Source organism: Bradyrhizobium jicamae (assembly GCF_018130695.1).
Taxonomy (GTDB): Bacteria; Pseudomonadota; Alphaproteobacteria; order Rhizobiales; family Xanthobacteraceae; genus Bradyrhizobium; species Bradyrhizobium jicamae_B.
The window spans coordinates 136,400-156,021 of sequence record NZ_JAFCJX010000019.1; the positions used below are offsets into that span (position 1 = coordinate 136,400).

A 19,622-nucleotide genomic window follows, 5' to 3' on the forward strand; every position below is an offset into this window, starting at 1 on the left:
ATGATGCGCCAAACAAACAGTCAGTTCGCCGATCTGACCGACGTTTCGCTGCATTACTTGACCGCCGGCAAGGGCGATCCCGTGGTTCTCCTGCACGGGATCCCTCAGTCCTCGCATGAATGGCGGTTCGTCATGCCACGGCTCGCCGAGCGATATTTCGTGATCGCTCCTGACCTTCGTGGACTGGGAGACTCGACTCGTCCGCCATGGGGGTACGACAAGAAGACCGTAGCCGAGGACATCTGGCAGCTTGTCAACGGCCACTTGGGAATAAAGCGCTTTCATCTTGTCGGCCACGACTGGGGCGGGCCGGTCGCGTTCTCGCTCGCTGCACATCACCCGGAGGCGGTCTCGAAGCTCGCGATTCTAGACGTGACGATTCCGGGCGATGGCGGGGAGATGTCGCAGGGCGGGCGGCGATGGCATCACCCCTTCTATCGCACGCCGGATCTTCCGGAGGCACTCTGCGCGGGGCGTGAGGAACTGGTGCTCAACTGGTTCTTCGAGAACTACGGCCATCGCGCGAATTGCCTCTCGGAGGACGACAAGCAGGAATATTACCGGACCTACAGGAAGCTCGGGGCGTTTCGGGCAATGTTCGGCTACTACCGGGCGTTTGCTCAGGATGTCGCGGACAATCAGGCGATATTGGCATCGCAAGGCAAGCTCAAGATGCCGGTTTTGGCGCTGGGCGGCGAGAAGGCATTCGGACGCGGGCTCGAGACCATCGAGTCGCTAAAGCGTGTCGCTGAAACTGTGCGGGGCGGCACGATCCCGGACAGCGGACATTGGGTGGCCGAAGAGGCGCCGGAATTCATCTCCGAGGCGTTATTGGGCTTCTTTGCAGAGAAGGAATAGGCGCAGGCGTTCGCCCGCGCAGAAATCGACCAAAAGAAAATACCAGTAACATTGTGGAGGAGGAGACGATGAGAAAGTTGTCACGACGCGGCGTGCTTCACGGGGGCGTTGGTATTGCACTTGGTCTTGCATATCCCTCGATTGTCAGGGCCGAGCCGCAGTTCAAGTTGAAGTTCGCCAATATCATGCCGAAGGATCATCCGCTCAACACGCGGATGACGGAGGCGGCCGAGACGATCCTGGAGCTGACCGACGGACGTGTCGCAATCGATGTCTTTCCGAACAGTCAGCTTGGCACCGACGCAGATATGCTGAGCCAGCTGCGGTCGGGCGCGATCGAGTTCTTCGCTTCATCGGGCCTGATTGTAGCCACCCTTGTGCCGGTCGCCGCGATCACCGGAATCGGATTTGCCTTCGCGGACTATTCCCAGGTCTGGAATGCCGTCGACGGTCCTCTTGGAAAACACATCGTCGCGAGCTTCGCCAAGTCGAATATCGTTGCCTTCGAGAAGATGTGGGACAACGGCTTTCGGCAAACGACCGCGGCCAAGAGCCCGATCAAGACGCCCGATGATCTAAAGGGCTTCAAGATCAGGGTGCCGCCGAGTCCGTTGTGGACGTCGCTGTTCAAATCCCTCGGCGCGTCGCCGACCTCGATTCCGTGGGGCGAGACCTATTCCGCGCTCCAGACCAAGGTGGCCGACGGCCTCGAAAATCCGTTGGCGGGAATCTACTTCGCCAAGATGTACGAGGTCCAGAAGTACCTCTCCGAAACCAACCACATGTGGGACGGCTTCTGGTTCCTGGCAAACAAGCGGGCGTTTGACGGTATCCCGGCCTCGGACCGCGATGTCGTCGTCAAGACGGTCAACGAGGCTGCAGTCAAGCAGCGCGCCGACGTTGCGGCGCTCAACAACTCGCTCCAGGGCGAATTGAGCACGAAGGGCCTGGAGTTCATCAAGGTCGATACGGCCGCGTTCCGCTCCAAGCTGCAGCAGTCCGGCTTCTACGGCGAATGGAAGGCCAAGTACGGGGACGAAGCCTGGTCTCTTCTCGAGGCAGCGAGCGGGAAGCTGAGCTGAGGGCACGATGGCGGTGACCGACGAACCAGTGATGATCGGCGTTCGGCCGGGTCTTGGCCCAAGGCTGATAGCTTGCCTGATATCTCTCACCGAACTGTTCGCGGCCGCCGTCGTTGCGGTCGAAGTCGGAGTGTTGTCGATCGGCGTGATTGCCCGGTATGTCTTTCACGCGCCGATCGTCTGGACCGACGAACTCGCTCAGATCCTGTTCGTGTGGCTGTCCATGCTCGGCTCCGCCATCGCGCTGCACCGCGGCCAGCACATGCGCATGACGGCCCTTGTCGATCGTTTCGGCCCTTCGGCGCGGGCAAGCTGCGAAACGGTGGCGTTGTTGGCTTGCGTCGCCTTCATGGTCCTCATGCTCTGGCCGGCGATCGACTACGCGCATGAGGAGTCGTTTGTGATTACGCCGGCGCTGGAGTTGCCGGGATCGATACGCGCAGCGGCGCTGCCTGTCGGCCTCGTCCTGATGGTCGTTTTCGCGCTCGCAAAGGTCGGTTCGATTGCACGACAGCGGTTGGTGACCGCCTTTTGCCTGGTGGCCGGCCTCACTGCGCTCGTGTGGTTGTCTCGCGGCTTCTTCCTGGGCCTCGGAAACCTCAACCTCGTACTGTTCTTCGTGGGCCTGGTCGGCGTGGCCGTGTTCCTCGGCGTGCCCATCGCATTTGCGTTCGGCACGGCTGCACTCGGATATATCGGCCTTGCAACCAATTCGCCCGTTCTGACGATTGCCGGGCGGATGGACGAAGGAATGTCGCATCTGATCCTGCTCGCCGTTCCGCTCTTCGTGTTCCTTGGATACCTGATGGAACTCACAGGGATGGCGAAGGCGATGGTCGACTTCCTTGCTGCATTGCTCGGGCACGTCAGAGGCGGGTTGAGCTATGTGTTGATCGGCGCGATGTACTTGGTTTCCGGTATCTCCGGTTCGAAGACCGCGGACATGGCTGCCGTCGCACCCTCGCTGCTGCCCGAAATGAGGAAGCGGGGGCAAAAGAGCGGCGAGCTCGTCGCCTTGCTCGCCGCGACCGGCGCCCAGACCGAGACCATCCCGCCCAGCCTCGTGTTGATCACGATCGGCTCGGTAACCAGCGTGTCGATCGCGGCGCTCTTTACAGGGGGCTTGGTACCGGCGGTCGTCCTCGGTCTCTTCCTGGCGATGGTCGTTTGGTGGAGGAACAGGCGAGAGGATCTCTCGCACATCTCGAAGCCGCCGCGGCGGGATGTTCTCCGCGCGTTTCTCTTCGCGCTCCCGGCGCTCGCGCTTCCGTTCATCATCAGAGCGGCAGTCGTCGAGGGCGTGGCCACGGCCACGGAAGTCTCGACCATCGGTATCGCATACTCGGTCATCGTTGGACTTTTGATCTATCGCCGGTGCGACTGGTCGAAAGTTCCAAAGATGCTGATCGACACGGCCGCGCTGTCGGGCGCCATTTTGTTCATCATCGGTGCCGCGACAACCGTCGCCTGGTGTTTGACGCAGTCGGGGTTTTCGCGCGATCTCGCAAAGGTCATGGCGTCGCTTCCCGGCGGCGGCCCGACCTTCATGGCCGTGTCGATCCTGATGTTCATCGTCCTGGGGAGCGTGCTGGAGGGAATACCGGCGCTCGTGCTTTTCGCTCCTCTTATGTTCCCGATCGCGAAGGTGGTCGGGCTTCACGAGGTGCACTATGCGATGGTGATCATCCTAGCGATGGGAATGGGACTCTTCCTTCCGCCATTCGGGGTCGGCTATTACGCAGCTTGCGCGATCGGTCGCGCCGATCCGGCGGAAGGCATTCGTCCCTTGATGGGATACATGCTGGCGCTGCTTGCCGGCCTCGTCGTGGTCGCGTTCATCCCCTGGCTCTCGATCGGCTTTCTCTAGCGCCTCAGCCTCGCACGATCTGATCGGACGGCGAAGAAACAATCACAGACGTGAACACACAAGGGTTAAACATGACTATCGTGCCCCAAACACCCGTATCTCGAGATCAAGACCTGGAGCGGGCGATGGCCAATGCAATCAGGATGCTCTCTCTCGACGCCATCGAGAATGCCAGCGACGGTCATCCTGGTGCACCGCTTGGTTGTTCCGAGATCGCTACCGTCCCTTTCACGCGCCATCTCAAGTTCAACCCCGCCGATCCGACCTGGATCGATCGCGACAGATTCATCCTGAGCAACGGTCATGGATCGATGTTGCTCTATTCGTTGCTGTACCTGAGCGGGTACGAGGCGATCGACATCGAGCAGATCAAGCGCTTCCGTACGCTCGGCTCCATCTGTCATGGTCATCCGGAATATGCGGTCGAGCACGGTATCGAAGTCACCACCGGGCCTCTGGGGCAGGGATTCGCCAATGGCGTGGGTATGGCCATCGCCGAAGAATATCTGCGCCAGATGCTCGGCTCCGACCTGCTCGATCACTTCACTTATGTCATCGCGGGTGACGGTTGCCTGATGGAAGGGGTCGCCCAGGAAGCGCTCGCGCTGGCTGGCCATCTTCGTCTCGGAAAACTTGTCGTTCTCTGGGACGACAATTCGATGACCGACGACGGCAGTACGGACCTGTCGACCAGCGAAGATATTCGGACGCGCTTCCGGGCGGCGGGTTGGCAGGTCCTGGATGCGAACGGACACGATTTCGAATCGGTCGACGTCGCGATCGCGCACGCGAAATCCGATCCGAGGCCCAGCCTCATTGCATGCGCGACGGTGATCGGCCGCGGGTTCCCGCGGCTCGAGGGAAAACGGGGCGCGCATGGCGGGCGCGTTTTCAAGGAGGATACGCAAGCCGCTCGCGAACGACTCGGCTGGACCAGCCCGCCCTTCGTTGTCCCTTCCGAGGTCCTGAACGGCTGGCGGAGCCTGGTTAGCGCGCGCAATACGGAACGGTACGATACCTGGAAGTCGCGGGTCTGCGAACTCGCGCCTGAGCGACGCGCGCTCTTGGAACGCCTGGCGCGCCGCACGATGCCTGCGGACTGGCAGGCTCCCTTGCGGCAATACAAGAAGTCCGCGCTTTCCTTGCCGGCCCAACCATCCATCCTGTCGTCCGGCGAGGCCGTGGCGACGTTGTTCGACGTATTTCCGGAATTGCTGAGCGGCGCGCCGGATCTCGAGGGGCCGACCTGTCACAAACGAGACCTGCAGGCGTTCACGGCGACTGAGCGCAGTGGGCGCTTTGTGCATTATGGCGTCCGCGAACACGCGATGGGATCGATCATGAACGGGATGGCCGCCCACGGCGGAATCATGCCGATCGGGGCGACCTATCTCGCCTTCTCCGATTACTTGCGGCCCGCCATCAGGATGGCAGCCCTGATGGGGTTGCCCGTCGTCTTCATCAACAGTCACGATTCCATCGGTATTGGGCAGAACGGCCCGACGCATCAGCCGGTCGAATTCCTGGCCTCACTAAGGGCCATCCCCAATATTCTGGTGCTCCGTCCCGCGGATGCCGTCGAGGTCGCGGAGTGTTGGGAGATGGCGCTGTCGCGGCGCGACGGTCCTTCGTCCTTCATCCTGTCGCGCCAAGCCCTGCGGTCGGTAAGGACCGCGCACTCGAACGAGAATTTGAGCGCGCGCGGTGGCTATGTTCTGGCCGAAGCCACAGGCGGGGCACCGCGGGTTACGCTGCTGGCGACCGGGTCCGAGGTCGCCGTCGCGCTCGACGCGAAGGGACTTCTCGAGAAGAAGCAGAACATTCCGACCGCTGTGGTATCGATGCCGTGCTGGGAAGCATTCGAGCAGCAAGAAGAGAGTTATCGACAAAGCGTTCTTGGAAAGGACGTGCTACGCGTAGGCATTGAGGCCGCCGTCCGGCTCGGGTGGGAGCGCTATATCGGAGACGCCGGCATCTTTGTCGGCATGTCAGGCTTTGGAGCCTCGGGGCCGGGCGAGGAACTGTTCCGCCATTTCGGGATTACGGCGGAGAACATTGTGACCAAGGTCCTGCAACGTCTTGAGTCCGGCAAGAAATCGTGAGGGCCGATCCGGCCGTCAGTTGAGCGCGACGCGGACGGCCGGGAAACGAGGCCAGCACACGATCGCGCCCGGCGAGGTTTGCCCGGCCGATCCTCCAGTTTCCCCGTGTGCCTCTCCTGCATGCAGGCTGTCTGTCGATCTACTGACCGGCAGCCCGGAGGCGCCTTTAGGTCGCATTCGTCCGACGGGTGAGGGGCGGTCAAGTCGCGTGGCCGGTCCGGCTGCGAGGCTTGACAGAAATAATGCATACATTAATAAATTCAAAGACGCGTTTGGCGGATTTGGGACCCTGGCCGCAGCTGAGGGAGCCGGTGATGAAGAGTTCGATCCAGAGAGTGAAGGCGATCGTGTTCGATACGTTCGGCACGGTGGTGGACTGGCGTGGAAGTATCATTCGCGACCTCTCGGCGTGGGGAGAATTCGAAGGGATCAAGGCGGATTGGGCCGCCTTGGCCGACAAGTGGCGGGGACGGTACGAACCCGAGAAGGATCGGGTCAGGACCGGGGAAATCGCCTGGACCAATCTCGACGAGCTCCACGCTCATGCCCTCGATCAGGTGCTGGCTGAACTTGACCTGGAGGTCCTGTCAGCGGAGCAGCGCCGGCACATCAACCGCGTATGGCACAGGCTCGAAGGCTGGCCCGATGCGGTCGAGGGGCTCACCCGTATCAAGCGCCGCTACGTCATCGGCCCATTGTCGAACGGGAATGTTGCGCTGCTCGTCAATATGGCGAAGCATGCCGGACTGCCATGGGACAATGTCTTCTCTTGCGAGCTGTTTCGGCACTACAAGCCACATCCCGAGACCTATCTCGGCGTGTGCCGGCTCATGTATCTCGATCCGGCGGAGGTCATGATGTGCGCGGCGCACAATGGCGACCTCGCTGCTGCGCGCGCGGCTGGCCTGAAAACGGCGTTCATCCCGCGTCCGACCGAGCATGGTCCGGGCCAGAAGACCGATCTCCAGCCGACGCAGGATTGGGACGTCGTGGCCAACGACATTATCCAGCTTGCCGAGCGCGTCGGCGCCTAGATACACGCCAGTCTGCGGGCCCAGTTGAGAACAGGATAGAGCGCAATGCAAGCCTACAAGATGTTCATCGGCGGCGAATGGGTCGAGGCGGTCGGCGGCGAACGCTTCGAGTCTCTCAATCCTTTCACGGGCAAGGCATGGGCAACGATCCCACGAGGAAAGCCTGAGGATGTCGACCGGGCCGTGGAGGCGGCCAAGGCGGCATTCAGAACGGGGCCATGGCCAAAGCTGACGGCCACCGAGCGCGGACATCTGCTCCGACGCCTCGGCGATCTCGTCGCCGAACACGCCGAGCAACTCGCCCGAACCGAGGTGACGGACAACGGCAAGCTCATCAACGAGATGGCGTTCCAGCTGAAGTACATTCCGCAGTGGTATTACTATTTCGGCGGCCTCGCGGATAAGGTCCAGGGCGCTGTCATCCCGATCGACAAGCCGCAGACATTCAACTTCACGCGGCAGGAGGCCCTCGGCGTATGCGTCGGCATCACCGCCTGGAATTCGCCGCTTCTGCTTCTCGCCTACAAGCTCGCGCCGGCGCTCGCCGCGGGAAACACCTTCGTCGCAAAGCCGTCTGAGTTCACGTCCGCCTCAACGCTGGAGTTCGCGAAGCTTGTGGACAAGGCCGGCTTTCCGCCGGGCGTTTTCAACGTGGTTACCGGGTTTGGAGGTGAGATCGGCGATGCCCTGATCTCGCATGCCGATGTTGCAAAGATTGCTTTCACCGGGAGCGAAGCCACCGGGCGCCGAATCGGCGAACTGGCCGCACGCAGCTTCAAGAAGGTGACGCTCGAACTCGGCGGCAAGTCGCCTCACATCGTGTTCGACGATGCCGAGATCGACAACGCGGTCAAAGGCGTCATCTCGGGGATCTTCGCTGCGACCGGACAGACATGCATCGCCGGTTCACGCCTCCTCGTTCATCGGAGCATCCACGACCAGTTCGTGGAGCGCGTCGTCGCGTTTGCCGGACGGGCCAAGAAGGGCGATCCGCTGCTGGCCAGCACGCAGGTCGGTCCCGTCACGACGCCGCCTCAATATCGAAAGATTCTCGATTACATCGATGTCGCGAAGGGCGAGGGCGCGACCTGCGTGCTGGGTGGTGGGCCGGCGACCGGGCCCGACATCGGAGAGGGCGGTTGCTTCGTCGAACCGACGATATTCACCGGTGTGCACAACCGGATGCGCATTGCCCAGGAAGAGGTCTTCGGTCCCGTTCTGGCGTGCATTCCCTTCGACGACGACGAGGAAGCGATCGCGATCGCGAACGACACGACGCTCGGCCTTGCTGCGGGATTCTGGACGCAGGACATTCGAAGAGTCCTCCGGGTCTCGGAGCGACTTCAGGCTGGCACGGTGTGGGTCAACACCTATCGTGTGATCAGCTACCTCTCGCCTCTCGGTGGCTACAAGCATTCGGGCATCGGCCGGGAGAATGGACTGGATTCGATCCAGAACTATCTCCAGACCAAGAGCATCATGATTGGGACCGCGGAAGACGTGGTGGATCCCTTCGTGATGCGCTGACAGGCGTTGCGCCTCTATCACCCGGCCTGATTGTTTGGCGGCTGTCGACCTCGGATCATGTCGGCAGCCTTTTCTGCGATCATAAGCGTCGTGGCGTACGTGTTCGCAGACGGCATCGTCGGCATGATCGAGGCGTCAACGATCCGCAGGCCGTCAAGTCCGTGGACCCGAAGCTCGTTGTCCACGACGGCATCCGGATCGGTTGCCGGTCCCATGCGCGCAGTTCCGATGAGATGGTAGCAGGTGGTCCCGTTCCGATAGCTGTAGTCGAGCAGTTCGTCGTCGGTGGTCACGTCAGGGCCGGGCAGGGTCTCGTTCTGGAGATACTGCGCGAGTTCGGGCATCGACAGGAGTCGGCGGACCAGGCGGAGGCCGCCGATCGTGGCACGCCGATCCTGCGGGTCGCTGAGATAGTTCGGCTGAACGACCGGGTCCTCGAAGACGTCCGTGGAGCGGGCGCGCACATATCCCGTGCTTTGCGGGCGATGCGGCCAGGCGCCGGCCGACACGCCGGGATAGTCGTCCAGCACATAGACGGCGCCTTGCTTGTAGGAGCCGGGCGTGAACACGCATTGGAGGTCCGGCGCATCGAGGCCTTCGAATGATTTCCAAAACACATGGACTTGCGACGGGGACGTCGCCAGAATGTTGGGCAAGCCCATAGCCCAGCGGGCGATCTGCCCTCCAAGGCGTAGCCCGCGCGACAGTTCGTTCAATGTGACGACGTCGGGCCGGGCTTTCATGACAATCCGCACCGCATAGTGGTCGCGAAAGTTCGCTCCTACTCCGTTCAACTCGTGTCTCAAGGGGACACCCAAGGATGCAAGCGCGGGCGCCGGGCCGATGCCGGAAACCTGGAGCAGCCGTGCGGTATTGACAGTCCCCGTCGACAAGAGGACTTCGCGTCTCGCGCAAACTTCGTTTGGCGCGTCGCCGCGTCGACGCAGATACCGCACGGCCACTGCGCGACGCTGGTCGAGCACAATTTCGCTCGCGCGAACGTTGGTGCGGAGCTCCAGGTTTGACCGAGACAGGGCGGGCTTCAGGAATGCGCGCGCGCTGCTGACTCTCCAGCCCCGGTCGATCGTGCGCTGGAAGTATCCCACGCCCGCCTGATGGCCGTCATTATAGTCCGGATTTTGCGGAATGCCCGCGTTGATGCAACCGCGAATGAAGGCCTCGGAGACGGGGTGAAGCCAGTCCATTTGGGTGACCGGAATTGCTTCGCCTTGCTCGAGCCCCTTCTCGATATCCAACCGCCGCACCGAGCGACGGAAGTAGGGGAGGACGTCGTCCCAAGCCCACCCCCGGTTGCCCCGTTGGGCCCATCCATCGAAGTCAGCCGGTTGTCCGCGGTTGTAGACCATTCCGTTGATGGACGAGCCGCCGCCCAACGTGCGGCCCTGCGTTGTCGCGATCGGTCGGCCGCCGGTCCGCTCGGTCGGGTCCGTCTTGAACTGCCAGGTGCAGGTCGGATCGAACAGCGTCTTGATGAAACCGGCGGGCAGGTGGATGAAGGGGTTGCGATCGGGCGGCCCCGCCTCGAGCAGGCAAACCGTGGTGACGCCATCGGCCGTAAGCCGGTTCGCGAGGACGCATCCAGCGGCGCCGGCGCCAACGATCACGTAGTCGAATTCCTCGCTCATCGATCCATTCCCCAGGCGCGTTTCGGCGTCGTCGACCCACGGTTTTCCCGACGGGGACCAAAGATGCAGTGAAAACAGCTTGATTTCCAGCCTTACATTTGTAACGATCGCAGTAATGCATGCATTAATGAATGCTGTAAAGAAGGAGGAGGGGGCCATGGGTGAGGAAACGGGGCGATCGAAGGCCGGGAGCGATGACGCTCTCTACCGGAAAGTCACGCTCTATCTGATGCCGCTGCTGATCACCTGTTACACGGTGTCGTATCTCGACCGGATCAACATCAGTTTTGCCAAGCCCCATATGATGGGTGATCTCGGATTGAACGAAGCCGTCTATGGGCTCGGCGCGGGACTCTTCTTCCTCGGATATGCGGCATCGGAAGTCCCCAGCAATCTTTTGATGCACCGTTTCGGCCCGCGGCGATGGCTGAGCCGCATCCTGATGACCTGGGGCCTCATCTCGATGGGGATGATGCTGGTTTGGTCCGAATATTCCTTCTATATCTTCCGCATCGCGCTGGGGATCGGAGAAGCCGGGCTATTTCCCGGCGTCATCTTCTACCTGATGCGATGGTATCCGACCGAGCGTCGCGCCACCGTCACGTCGCTCTTCTACCTCGCTGCACCTCTTGCCGGCATCTTCGGTGCGCCGATTTCCGGTCTGATCATCGCCCACATGCACGGAGCTGCGTCACTCGCCGGCTGGCAGTGGATGTTCTTGCTAGAGGGTCTCCCGGCCGTCCTGCTGGCATTCGTGGTCTGGTTCAAGCTGAGCGACACCATCGAGGGTGCCTCTTGGTTGTCTTCATCGGAAAAGGTGCGCCTTCGCGCCAACATCGATGCGGAGAACGTCAGGAAGCCCGAGATGGGCATTCTTGACGTCTTCAAGAACGTCGACGTGCTCCTGCTTGCTGCAATTCTCTTTGGGATCGTGCTCGCCCAATCGGGGATTTTCTTCTACCTCCCGTCCTTGATCAAGGGGGCAGGGGTTACCGACACCGTCCAGCTCGGCATCTATTCGGCGGTGCCTTACGCCGGAGCGGTGATCGTGATGCTCGCAGTCGGTCGCAACTCCGATCGGAAGCGCGAGCGCTTCCTGCACTTCGTCGGAAGCTGCCTGTTCGGCGTTGCCGGCTTCCTGATCAGCGTCTGGTTCAAGCACAACCTCGTTCTGGTCCTGATCGGGCTGAGCATGGCGCTGGGCGGAGTCATGGCGGTGCTGCCGGTGTTCTGGAGTCTGCCGACGGCTGCCCTCAAGGATGTTTCGGCCGCCGCCGGAATCGCCTTCATCAATTCGATCGGATTGACGGCCGGCTTCTTCGCGCCCTTCATCATCGGCTTTCTCACGCAATCGACATCCACGCTGGACCTGGGCATCTACTGTGTGGCCGGAATCTGGACGGCGTGTGTGGCCGTTTCGGTGGTCTACTTCACCCGGCAAAAGTCCCGCAGCGCGCCTGCGACAGTTGGGGCCTCTGCCGGTGCGGTTCGTTGAATCGAGGGCAAACAAGCGGCAGCGCTATCCGCGGATAGCGCTGCCAGGTACGAAGTGCGAACTGATTGGCGGCTCAGGGCAGCTTCGAGAGCAGATCGGTTAGGAGCCTTCCCGCACGTTCGCGGTGCTCCTGGTGCAGCCGCATGGCGGCTTCAGCGTCGCCCTTGGCGATCGCCCGCACTAGAGCGGCATGCTCCCGGTTCGACTGCGTCGGCTTGGGGCGAAGGCGCAGCGTCAGCAGACGCGCGCGGTGCGCCTGCGACCAGAACTGATCGACGGTTTGAATGATGCGTCGATTGCCGCAACTGTTGATCAGTGTCCGATGGAACGACTCGTCCGCTTGGGCCCACGCCTCCAGGTCGTCCCGATCCAACGCGTCGTCCATGTTGGCGACGGCCATGTTGAGAGAGACCAAAGCCTCCTTGGCGATCCCACGCCTCGCGACGAGACCGGCGGCGGTCGCTTCCAGGCTCGTGAGCACCTCGTAGATCTCGCGCATGTCGTCCGCCGACACCGGAAGGACGCGCATGCCGTGGCGCGCGCGGATTTCGACGATGCCTTCGGCGCGCAGCCTCACCATCGCCTCCCGGACAGGGGTCCGGCTCATGCCAAGCCGGGCCGCCGCCTCAAGTTCGAGAACGAAGCTGCCGGGGGCGATCGCGCCGCTCAATATCAGCTCGCGCAGCCGGGCATAGGCGATATCTGCTTGATTGGGTTTGCCGCTCGGGGACGCAACGGGAGCAAGGCGCGCCCGTGTCGGCGCTTTTCGGGGCACAGCCTTGAGGTCTGGCGACTTTTTTCGAGGCTTGGTTGTCATTGCGGTCAGTTCTTCTCTCCCTAGTCTTACCACTATCGCCGTGAGCAACCAATTCTACCGCGACCATGCGTCGGAAGCGATCGACACCGGTTCGGTTGTGGAACGATCCCAGCCAAATCCGTCACTTGCCAAAACCTAGCCCTGGCCCAGGTCGAATGAGAAGGGGAGGCTCGCCGCTTGCTCCAAAAACTCGTGGATGAGGGGCGGTGCCTGCTGATCGCCCTTCGACCGGACGGGACAAGGATTCTGCTTCAACCTTGCAGCTTTCGTCATATCGGACTAGTGTGCAAGTAATGCATACGCTATTGAACGCGACAATGACGCCGTTTACGTACCGATGGCGATGCGATCCGCAGCCTAAGCAGACCCCACCTGGAGATGCAGCGTGACAGTCTCTTCCAACGAACTTGATATTGCGGTCCTGCCCGGCGATGGCATCGGGCGGGAAGTCATGGCCGCCTGCCTCGAGCTTCTCGCCGCGGTGGAGGCCAAGACCCCCGGCGCGCCGATGCGAACGACGACCTGGAAGGCCGGGGCACAATATTATGCCGAGAGCGGCGAAGCACTCCCGGACGCTGCCCTCGAGGCTTGCCGCCGGGCCGATGCAGTTCTGTTCGGCGCCATGGGGTGGCCGGACATTCGGCATTCCGACGGTACGGAAATCATTCCCCAGCTCGATCTCCGCATGGCGCTGGATCTCTACGCCGGGGTCCGGCCGATCCGTTGGTTTCCGGGCCTCCCGCGGATCCTGTCGGACGAGCGCGTCCGTGACATCGATTTCGTCCTGGTCCGGGAGCAGACGGAGGGGCTTTTCCATGCCCGGGGCAGGGGCAAGGTCGTCGGTGACGATGAAGCTTACGACACGATGTGCATCACCAGGAGCGGAACCGCGCGGGTGAGCGATTTTGCCTTCCGGCTGGCCCAACGTCGCAAATCAAGGCGCGGCCAGGCGCGGGTGACCTGTGTCGACAAAGCGAACGTGTTCACCTCCATGGCCTTCTTTCGCAAGATCTTCAATGAGGTCGCGGCGACACATCCGGCGATCGGAGCCGACCACGCCTATGTCGACGCCATGGCGCTTACCATGGTGAAAAAGCCATGGACACTCGACGTCATGGTCACCGAGAACATGTTCGGGGACATTCTGTCCGATCTCGCCGCCGGACTCGTGGGTGGAATGGGCATGGCTCCGTCAGCCGACGTCGGCGATAAGCATGCCCTGTTCCAGCCTGCGCATGGTACAGCCCCTGACATTGCCGGAGAGGGAAAAGCGAACCCGTGCGCAATGTTCCTCTCGGCCGCGATGATGCTTGATTGGCTCGCGGAGAAGCATAGCGAGCCTCAGCTGGAGGTTCGTGCTCGTCTCATTGAAGCATCGGTACAAATGGCGCTCTCTTCCGGGGCGGTGCCGATCGAGCTCGGCGGCACGGCGGGGTGCGCGGCGGTGACGCGCGAAACCATTGCAGCTCTTCCGCAAGCGATGAAGGCGGTGGCGTGATGGGCGAGTTCGTCGTGAGCGTGACCTTTTCGATCAAGGCGGGGCACACGGTGGAGTTTCGCGAGGCGATGCTGGCGAACGCCGCCGATTCGATCGCACTCGAACCAGGGTGTCGGCTCTTTGATGTCTGCGAAGCAGCCGACGGCGCCGAGATATTCCTTTATGAGATCTATGACGATCGAGCGGCATTTGACGCGCATTTGGCGACTGAGCATTTTCGTCGTTTCGACAGGCTGGTTGCGCCCTGGGTGATCGACAAGCGGGTCGCGACATACGTGCGGCTTGGGGGCACGACAAAGTCGCACAAATTCGCTGATTAGCGATCAGGGATCTCTGGGATCTTGGGGGATGTCATGAACTCCGATCAGCTGAGATTGCTGTTTCCGGACGCCGGTGACGCAGGCCTGCGCGAATTTGCGATCGCGCCGATCGAGCAGCGTCGCATCCTCGTCGGTGGTGAAATCCGCGATTGGGCGGGGCCAACCAAGGATGTGCTCTCGCCGGTGATGGTTCGTGACGACAACGGTCGTTTGACGCAGGTGCGGCTCGGTAGCCATCCGTTCGGAAGTGTCGAGCCGGCGCTGGTGGCTCTCGATGCCGCGGTGGCCGCATACGACAACGGTCGCGGCGTTTGGCCGACGATGCGCGCCTCCGGCCGCATCGCCGCGATGCAAAAATTCCTGGCCCGCATGAGCGCGCGCCGCGCGGAGATCGCGCGTCTCATCATGTGGGAGATCGGCAAGACCCTGAGCGAGTCCGAAAAGGAGTTCGACCGCACGATCGACTATATCAGGCAAACCATCGAGGCGCTGCGAAACCTCGACAACGCGAACTCCCAGTTCGAAATCGTGGACGGAACGGTCGGCCTCATCCGCCGTACACCGCTCGGGGTCGTGCTGTGCATGGGTCCCTACAACTATCCGCTCAACGAAACCTTCGCGACACTGATTCCGGCCCTGATCATGGGCAATTCGGTCGTGTTCAAGCCGCCGCGCAACGGAGTGCTCCTGTTCGAGCCGCTGCTCAGTGCCTTTTGCGAGGCGTTTCCCCCGGGGGTCATCAACTTCGCCTATGGTGAGGGCGCTGAGATTGTCCCAGCACTTCTCAGCACCGGCAAGGTCAACGTCTTGACCCTTATCGGCTCAAGCCGTGTGGCAGACCACCTCAAGAAGGTGCACCCGAAGACCAATCGTCTGCGTGCGGTGTTAGGGCTCGACGCCAAGAACGCGGCCATCATCATGCCTGACGCTGACATCGCGCTTGCCGCGCGTGAATGCCTGGCGGGGGCTCTCTCGTTCAACGGACAACGTTGCACCGCTCTGAAGATGCTGCTCGTCCATCGAGACGTTGCAGATGCGTTCATCGCGGAATTCCTGCGGCTTCTCGGCGATCTGAAGATCGGAATGCCGTGGACGCCCGGCGTCAGCTTGACCCCCTTGCCCAGCATGGGGAAGGCCAGGCAAATGACCGAGCTTCTGGACGATGCCGTCGCCAACGGTGCCGAGGTTCTCAACGCCGGTGGCGGCACGGTTGAAGGCACCTTGTTCTATCCGGCGGTAGTATACCCGGTGACGTCGGCGATGCGGCTTTATCGCGAGGAGCAATTCGGTCCCCTGGTCCCGATCATGAGTTTCGCAGATCTTGACGTTGCGCTCGATTACGTTGCCACCTCCGAACACGGTCAGCAGGTGAGCCTGTTTGCCCGCGATCCCGACATGATCGGCCGCATGGCCGATTCGCTGGTGAATCAGGTGTGCCGGGTGAATATCAATTGTCAGTGTCAGCGTGGGCCCGATGTCTTCCCGTTCACCGGAAGGAAGGACTCGGCCGAAGGCACATTGTCGGTCACCGATGCGCTGCGTTCGTTTTCAATACGTTCGATGGTGGCGACAAAATACACCCAACCAGCGCGCGAAATCCTCAATGCCATTGTCGACGGTCACCACTCGAACTTCATCCACACCGGCTTCATTCTCTGATCTTGAACAACTCCCGAGTGGTTCATAGCGCCGTTGGGCTGAGTTCAGCCCCAATAGCACGAGGTGTTGGTTCCAACCTTCGGTATGCACGTGAGCGAGACCAAACGTCGAGAAGAGATTTGCCGGTTCGGCCGGTCATTATTTGAGCGGGGGCTGACACCAGGCTCGTCGGGTAACATCAGCGTCCGGCTGGAAGACGGCGGGTGGTTGGTAACGCCCACGAATGCCTCTCTCGGCTTTCTTGATCCTGCCCGGATATCGAGAATCGACGCGCAAGGGCGCGTCGTTTCCGGTGATCCTCCGACCAAGGAAGTGCCGCTCCATGCTGCGCTCTACGACACCCGCAGCAGTGCGGGGGCTGTCGTTCACCTTCATTCGACGCACTCGGTGGCCCTCTCGATGCTGCCAGAGATTGACCCGCGAGCGGCCCTGCCGTCGATGACGCCCTACTACTTGATGAAGTGCGGTCAGACCGCCCTGATCCCATACTATCGTCCGGGAGACCCCGCGGTCGCTTCGGCGATTACGGGCCTCGCGGGGAAATACTCTTCCATCCTGTTGGCCAATCACGGGCCGGTCGTCTCTGCCGAAATGCTCGAGGCCGCCGTGTTTGCGACCGAGGAACTCGAAGAGACCGCTAAACTCTATTTGCTGTTGCGGGGCCTCAATCCTCGCTTCCTGTCGCCAGAGCAGGAGAAGGATCTGGTCAAAACATTCGGACTGACTTTGCCTGGATCGGAACCCTTCCACGGCAAGACCGGATGCGGGTCTCACTTAAGGAAGGACGAGAGATGAACGCGGACATCATCGCGCGAGGGCGCGTTGCAGTTGTGACAGGTGCGGCGAACGGAATCGGGGCGGCTGCGGCACGGCGTTTTGCCCGCGAAGGGATGCGCCTCGTGCTGTTCGACAGGGACAAAGATGCGCTTCGGATGCTCGCCGGCACGCTCGATACCGAAATTGTCGTCGTGCCGGGCGATGTATCCCGTGAGGCGGATCTGGAAGCTTTGAGGGATGCGGCATACGGACGGTTCGGCGAAGTTGCCCTGCTGATGAACAATGCAGCTATCATCGAGCGCGCCGGCCCTTACGAGAAAATCGGCGCATGGCGGCACGCCCTCGACATAAATTTTTTTGGCGTGCTCGCTGCCCAACATCTTTTCGTTCCGCGCATGATCGAAGCGAAGACACGAAGCGCGATCGTCAATCTCGGGTCCAAGGAGGGTATTACCACCCCTCCCGGCAAAGCGGCGTACTCCGTCTCCAAGGCTGCAGTGAAGGTTCTGACCGAGCAACTCAGCCACGAGCTTTTGAAGGCGACTGAAGGTCGTGTCACGGCGCACCTGCTGGTGCCAGGGTACACATGGACTCCCATGAACTTTTCGGGCCTGAAGCCGTTGCAGGATGCCAAACCGGACGAGCCCTGGACGGCCGAACAAGTGATCGACCTGTTTGTCGAACGGTTTCGGCGCGGCGATTTTTACATCATTTGCCCCGACAATTCAGTCACATCCGAAATAGATGCTAGACGAATTCGTTGGGCCGCGGACGATATGGTTCAAAACAGGCCCGCGCTTTCCCGATGGCATCCTGATTGGGGGCCGCGCTTTGCGGCCTGGATGTCAGGACTGCCGGAGGAGGACTGAGATATCATTGAAATGGCGAAGTTGAGCAATACTCATGTGTTCGACCCTCTTTTTCGTTTTCCCAGCGCGAAGCGTTCTTTCATAACTGCTTGAAGTCGTTTGCGGAGCGATCTCTCGTCCGTCGTATGCGGGGAGGGAATGTGCGGGTACGACCCGAAGCGAACGCCACGCCTGGACGGAGTTTCAACATGAGCAAAACCATCACAACCGCAAAGGTCGTGTTTCTCGATAGGAGCACGATGCTGCCTGACGTTGTTTTGCGCCGATTGTCATTTCCACACGAGTGGATTGAGTACGAAGCGACGCGAGCCGAGGAGGTGAGCGATCGGATTGCCGATGCCCATGTTGTGATCACAAACAAGGCGCCGGTAACTGGAAGGGGGATGGCCACAGCACGCAACCTGAAACTGGTGGCAGTCGCTGCGACCGGGACAGATGTGGTGGATATTGCGGCCTGTGCTGCCAGGAATGTGCTCGTGTCAAATATTCGGGACTACGCGGTCGACACGGTCCCCGAACATACCTTTGCTCTCTTGTTCGCGCTTCGCCGCAGCCTCATTGCCTACCGCGACTCGGTGCGGACGGGACGTTGGGCTGACTCGGGGCAGTTTTGCTATTTCGATTACCCGATCCGGAATATCGCAGGTTCTGTACTTGGGATCATTGGGGATGGCGCGCTGGGACGCGCCGTCGCGGACCTCGCGCGAGGCTTTGGAATGCGCGTCCTCTTTTCGTCCTACAAGGGGGTTCAGGGGATGGGGCCGCTCTATACGCCGTTTGAAGACGTGCTGCGCCTCAGTGATGCGATCACGATCCACGCTCCGCTGACGCCGGCAACGCGCAACATGATCGGGGCGCCCGAGTTCGCGCTCATGGAACGCAGCCCGATACTCATCAATACGGCCAGAGGCGGTCTGGTTGACGAGATCGCCCTGGGCGAGGCGCTTCGTTCCGGTCGCATATCGGGCGCCGGCTTTGATGTGGCTACCGTCGAGCCGCCCTCAGCAGATCATCCACTTATGCAACTGACCGGGCTGCCCAACTTCATTCTGACCCCTCACGTCGCGTGGGCAAGTCAGGAGGCGGTGCAATCGCTTGCTGACCAACTCATGGATAATATCGAAGCGTTCTGGAGTGGGACGCCGAAGAATGTCGTGTCTCACCAGGAGACGGATCGAGGAGTTTCCCGCTAAGCGATGTAAGCGGACCGGGCGTCGCTCAAGCTCCATCGACGGCTGTTGACCCACAGCGCCCTTGAGCCCGTGCCAGTGCTTCGACCGCTTGAACCTGGGTACCCCGTTCCACCGCTCCGTCGGCTGTGGAATCTGGAGACACGGTAGAAACGGTATCTCTCCCCGGTTTGCGCTGCGCAGGATGACGTCAGCGGCTTCGAGCTGGAGGTGCTGCCGGGCTACGCCATCGAGGCCGTGAAAATCCCGCTGTCGGTATCGGTGACAGGCGTCGCGGCGACATCGGCGCGGTGCTGACGCGGCAAGATATTTCGACTATTCTCCAATGTGGACCATCAAGGGGGCAGGACAGGGCCCACGAGGGGTGATCGATGAGCACAGTCAAAAGCGCTCTGGCCCAGAAGAAGGGCGCCCTGATCGATGTTCGTTCCGGCGACATGGTCGTCGAAGCCTTGCGCCAGATGCGCGACAATCGGGTCCGGTCGGTGCTGGTCATCGACGACGACGTGCTGGTCGGTATCGTGACCCAGGGTGACTGCGCCATCAAAGTGCTGCTGCCCGGGCTCGATGCGAAGACGACGCCCGTGGGCCAAGTGATGACGGGCAACCCGGTGACGGTCAAGCCGGACGATCCGCTGGAGGGCTGCATGGCTGTGATGGCTAAGCGCGGTTTTCGCCATCTGCCAGTGTTGGACGCCGGCAAGGTCGTAGGCGTGATCTCGATCGGAGACGTCGTCAAGAACATCATCCGGGATTTAGAGCACAACGTGGACGACCTGATGGGCTACATCATGAAGGACGGCCCCGGGGGCTGACAGACGAACTGCGATGCCGTCGCCCCCGATATCTGCTTGTGGGCCGTGGCTGCCTGGCTCGATCGC

At 61.4% G+C, this 19,622-nt stretch carries 16 protein-coding genes; 14 read left to right on the plus strand and 2 right to left on the minus strand.

Features of this window, described 5'->3' with window-relative positions; genetic code table 11:
- The 6 genes from JQ604_RS26375 to JQ604_RS26400 all read left to right on the plus strand — a co-directional run bounded on the left by JQ604_RS26375 (nucleotide 1) and on the right by JQ604_RS26400 (nucleotide 8,470).
- On the plus strand, nucleotides 1–858 hold the full coding sequence (locus JQ604_RS26375) for an alpha/beta fold hydrolase (RefSeq protein WP_249158651.1): 858 nt from the start codon (nucleotides 1–3) through the stop codon (nucleotides 856–858).
- 68 nt (nucleotides 859–926) lie between these two features.
- Nucleotides 927–1,940, plus strand: a complete 1,014-nt coding sequence (locus tag JQ604_RS26380; RefSeq protein ID WP_212363543.1) for a TRAP transporter substrate-binding protein — start codon at nucleotides 927–929, stop codon at nucleotides 1,938–1,940.
- A 7-nt stretch (nucleotides 1,941–1,947) separates the two neighbouring features.
- Complete coding sequence (locus JQ604_RS26385; protein ID WP_212363545.1) at nucleotides 1,948–3,807, plus strand: TRAP transporter large permease; 1,860 nt, start codon at nucleotides 1,948–1,950, stop codon at nucleotides 3,805–3,807.
- Between the two features lie 125 nt (nucleotides 3,808–3,932).
- Nucleotides 3,933–5,909, plus strand: coding sequence for a transketolase (gene tkt / locus JQ604_RS26390; RefSeq protein ID WP_349631149.1), 1,977 nt, complete (start codon nucleotides 3,933–3,935; stop codon nucleotides 5,907–5,909).
- Nucleotides 5,910–6,223: 314 nt separating this feature from the next.
- A complete protein-coding gene (locus JQ604_RS26395) occupies nucleotides 6,224–6,943 on the plus strand; it encodes a haloacid dehalogenase type II (protein WP_212363548.1) in 720 nt (239 codons plus the stop codon).
- A gap of 45 nt (nucleotides 6,944–6,988) precedes the next feature.
- The gene (locus JQ604_RS26400; RefSeq protein ID WP_212363550.1) at nucleotides 6,989–8,470 is read left to right on the plus strand and encodes an aldehyde dehydrogenase; all 1,482 of its coding nucleotides are present in this window, start codon (nucleotides 6,989–6,991) and stop codon (nucleotides 8,468–8,470) included.
- A 17-nt stretch (nucleotides 8,471–8,487) separates the two neighbouring features.
- Here JQ604_RS26400 and JQ604_RS26405 read toward each other — a convergent pair whose 3' ends face one another.
- The gene (locus tag JQ604_RS26405) at nucleotides 8,488–10,116 is read right to left on the minus strand and encodes a GMC family oxidoreductase (protein WP_212363552.1); all 1,629 of its coding nucleotides are present in this window, start codon (nucleotides 10,114–10,116) and stop codon (nucleotides 8,488–8,490) included.
- A gap of 127 nt (nucleotides 10,117–10,243) precedes the next feature.
- Here JQ604_RS26405 and JQ604_RS26410 point away from each other — a divergent pair, with 127 nt between their 5' ends.
- Nucleotides 10,244–11,611, plus strand: a complete 1,368-nt coding sequence (locus JQ604_RS26410) for an MFS transporter (RefSeq protein WP_212363553.1) — start codon at nucleotides 10,244–10,246, stop codon at nucleotides 11,609–11,611.
- Between the two features lie 73 nt (nucleotides 11,612–11,684).
- On the opposite strand, the gene JQ604_RS26415 is transcribed toward JQ604_RS26410, so the two are convergent.
- A complete protein-coding gene (locus tag JQ604_RS26415) occupies nucleotides 11,685–12,428 on the minus strand; it encodes a GntR family transcriptional regulator (protein ID WP_212363554.1) in 744 nt (247 codons plus the stop codon).
- A gap of 385 nt (nucleotides 12,429–12,813) precedes the next feature.
- Between JQ604_RS26415 and JQ604_RS26420 the strand changes: the two genes are divergently transcribed.
- The 7 genes from JQ604_RS26420 to JQ604_RS26450 all read left to right on the plus strand — a co-directional run bounded on the left by JQ604_RS26420 (nucleotide 12,814) and on the right by JQ604_RS26450 (nucleotide 19,556).
- Nucleotides 12,814–13,926, plus strand: a complete 1,113-nt coding sequence (locus JQ604_RS26420) for an isocitrate/isopropylmalate dehydrogenase family protein (protein ID WP_212363555.1) — start codon at nucleotides 12,814–12,816, stop codon at nucleotides 13,924–13,926.
- Nucleotides 13,926–14,246 (plus strand): putative quinol monooxygenase, encoded by a 321-nt coding sequence (locus tag JQ604_RS26425; protein ID WP_212363556.1) that lies wholly within the window; start codon nucleotides 13,926–13,928, stop codon nucleotides 14,244–14,246. Before JQ604_RS26420 ends, JQ604_RS26425 begins: the two co-directional genes overlap by 1 nt.
- 33 nt (nucleotides 14,247–14,279) lie before the next feature.
- On the plus strand, nucleotides 14,280–15,905 hold the full coding sequence (locus tag JQ604_RS26430) for an NADP-dependent glyceraldehyde-3-phosphate dehydrogenase (RefSeq protein ID WP_212363557.1): 1,626 nt from the start codon (nucleotides 14,280–14,282) through the stop codon (nucleotides 15,903–15,905).
- A 90-nt stretch (nucleotides 15,906–15,995) separates the two neighbouring features.
- Nucleotides 15,996–16,700 carry an aldolase gene (locus JQ604_RS26435; protein WP_212363558.1) on the plus strand — a complete coding sequence of 235 codons (705 nt, stop codon included), beginning with the start codon at nucleotides 15,996–15,998 and terminating at the stop codon, nucleotides 16,698–16,700.
- Nucleotides 16,697–17,551 carry an SDR family NAD(P)-dependent oxidoreductase gene (locus tag JQ604_RS26440; RefSeq protein ID WP_212363559.1) on the plus strand — a complete coding sequence of 285 codons (855 nt, stop codon included), beginning with the start codon at nucleotides 16,697–16,699 and terminating at the stop codon, nucleotides 17,549–17,551. Before JQ604_RS26435 ends, JQ604_RS26440 begins: the two co-directional genes overlap by 4 nt.
- Nucleotides 17,552–17,739: 188 nt before the next feature.
- The gene (locus tag JQ604_RS26445; protein ID WP_212363560.1) at nucleotides 17,740–18,744 is read left to right on the plus strand and encodes a D-2-hydroxyacid dehydrogenase; all 1,005 of its coding nucleotides are present in this window, start codon (nucleotides 17,740–17,742) and stop codon (nucleotides 18,742–18,744) included.
- A gap of 368 nt (nucleotides 18,745–19,112) precedes the next feature.
- Nucleotides 19,113–19,556 (plus strand): CBS domain-containing protein, encoded by a 444-nt coding sequence (locus JQ604_RS26450; RefSeq protein WP_212363562.1) that lies wholly within the window; start codon nucleotides 19,113–19,115, stop codon nucleotides 19,554–19,556.
- Nucleotides 19,557–19,622 lie beyond the last annotated feature (66 nt).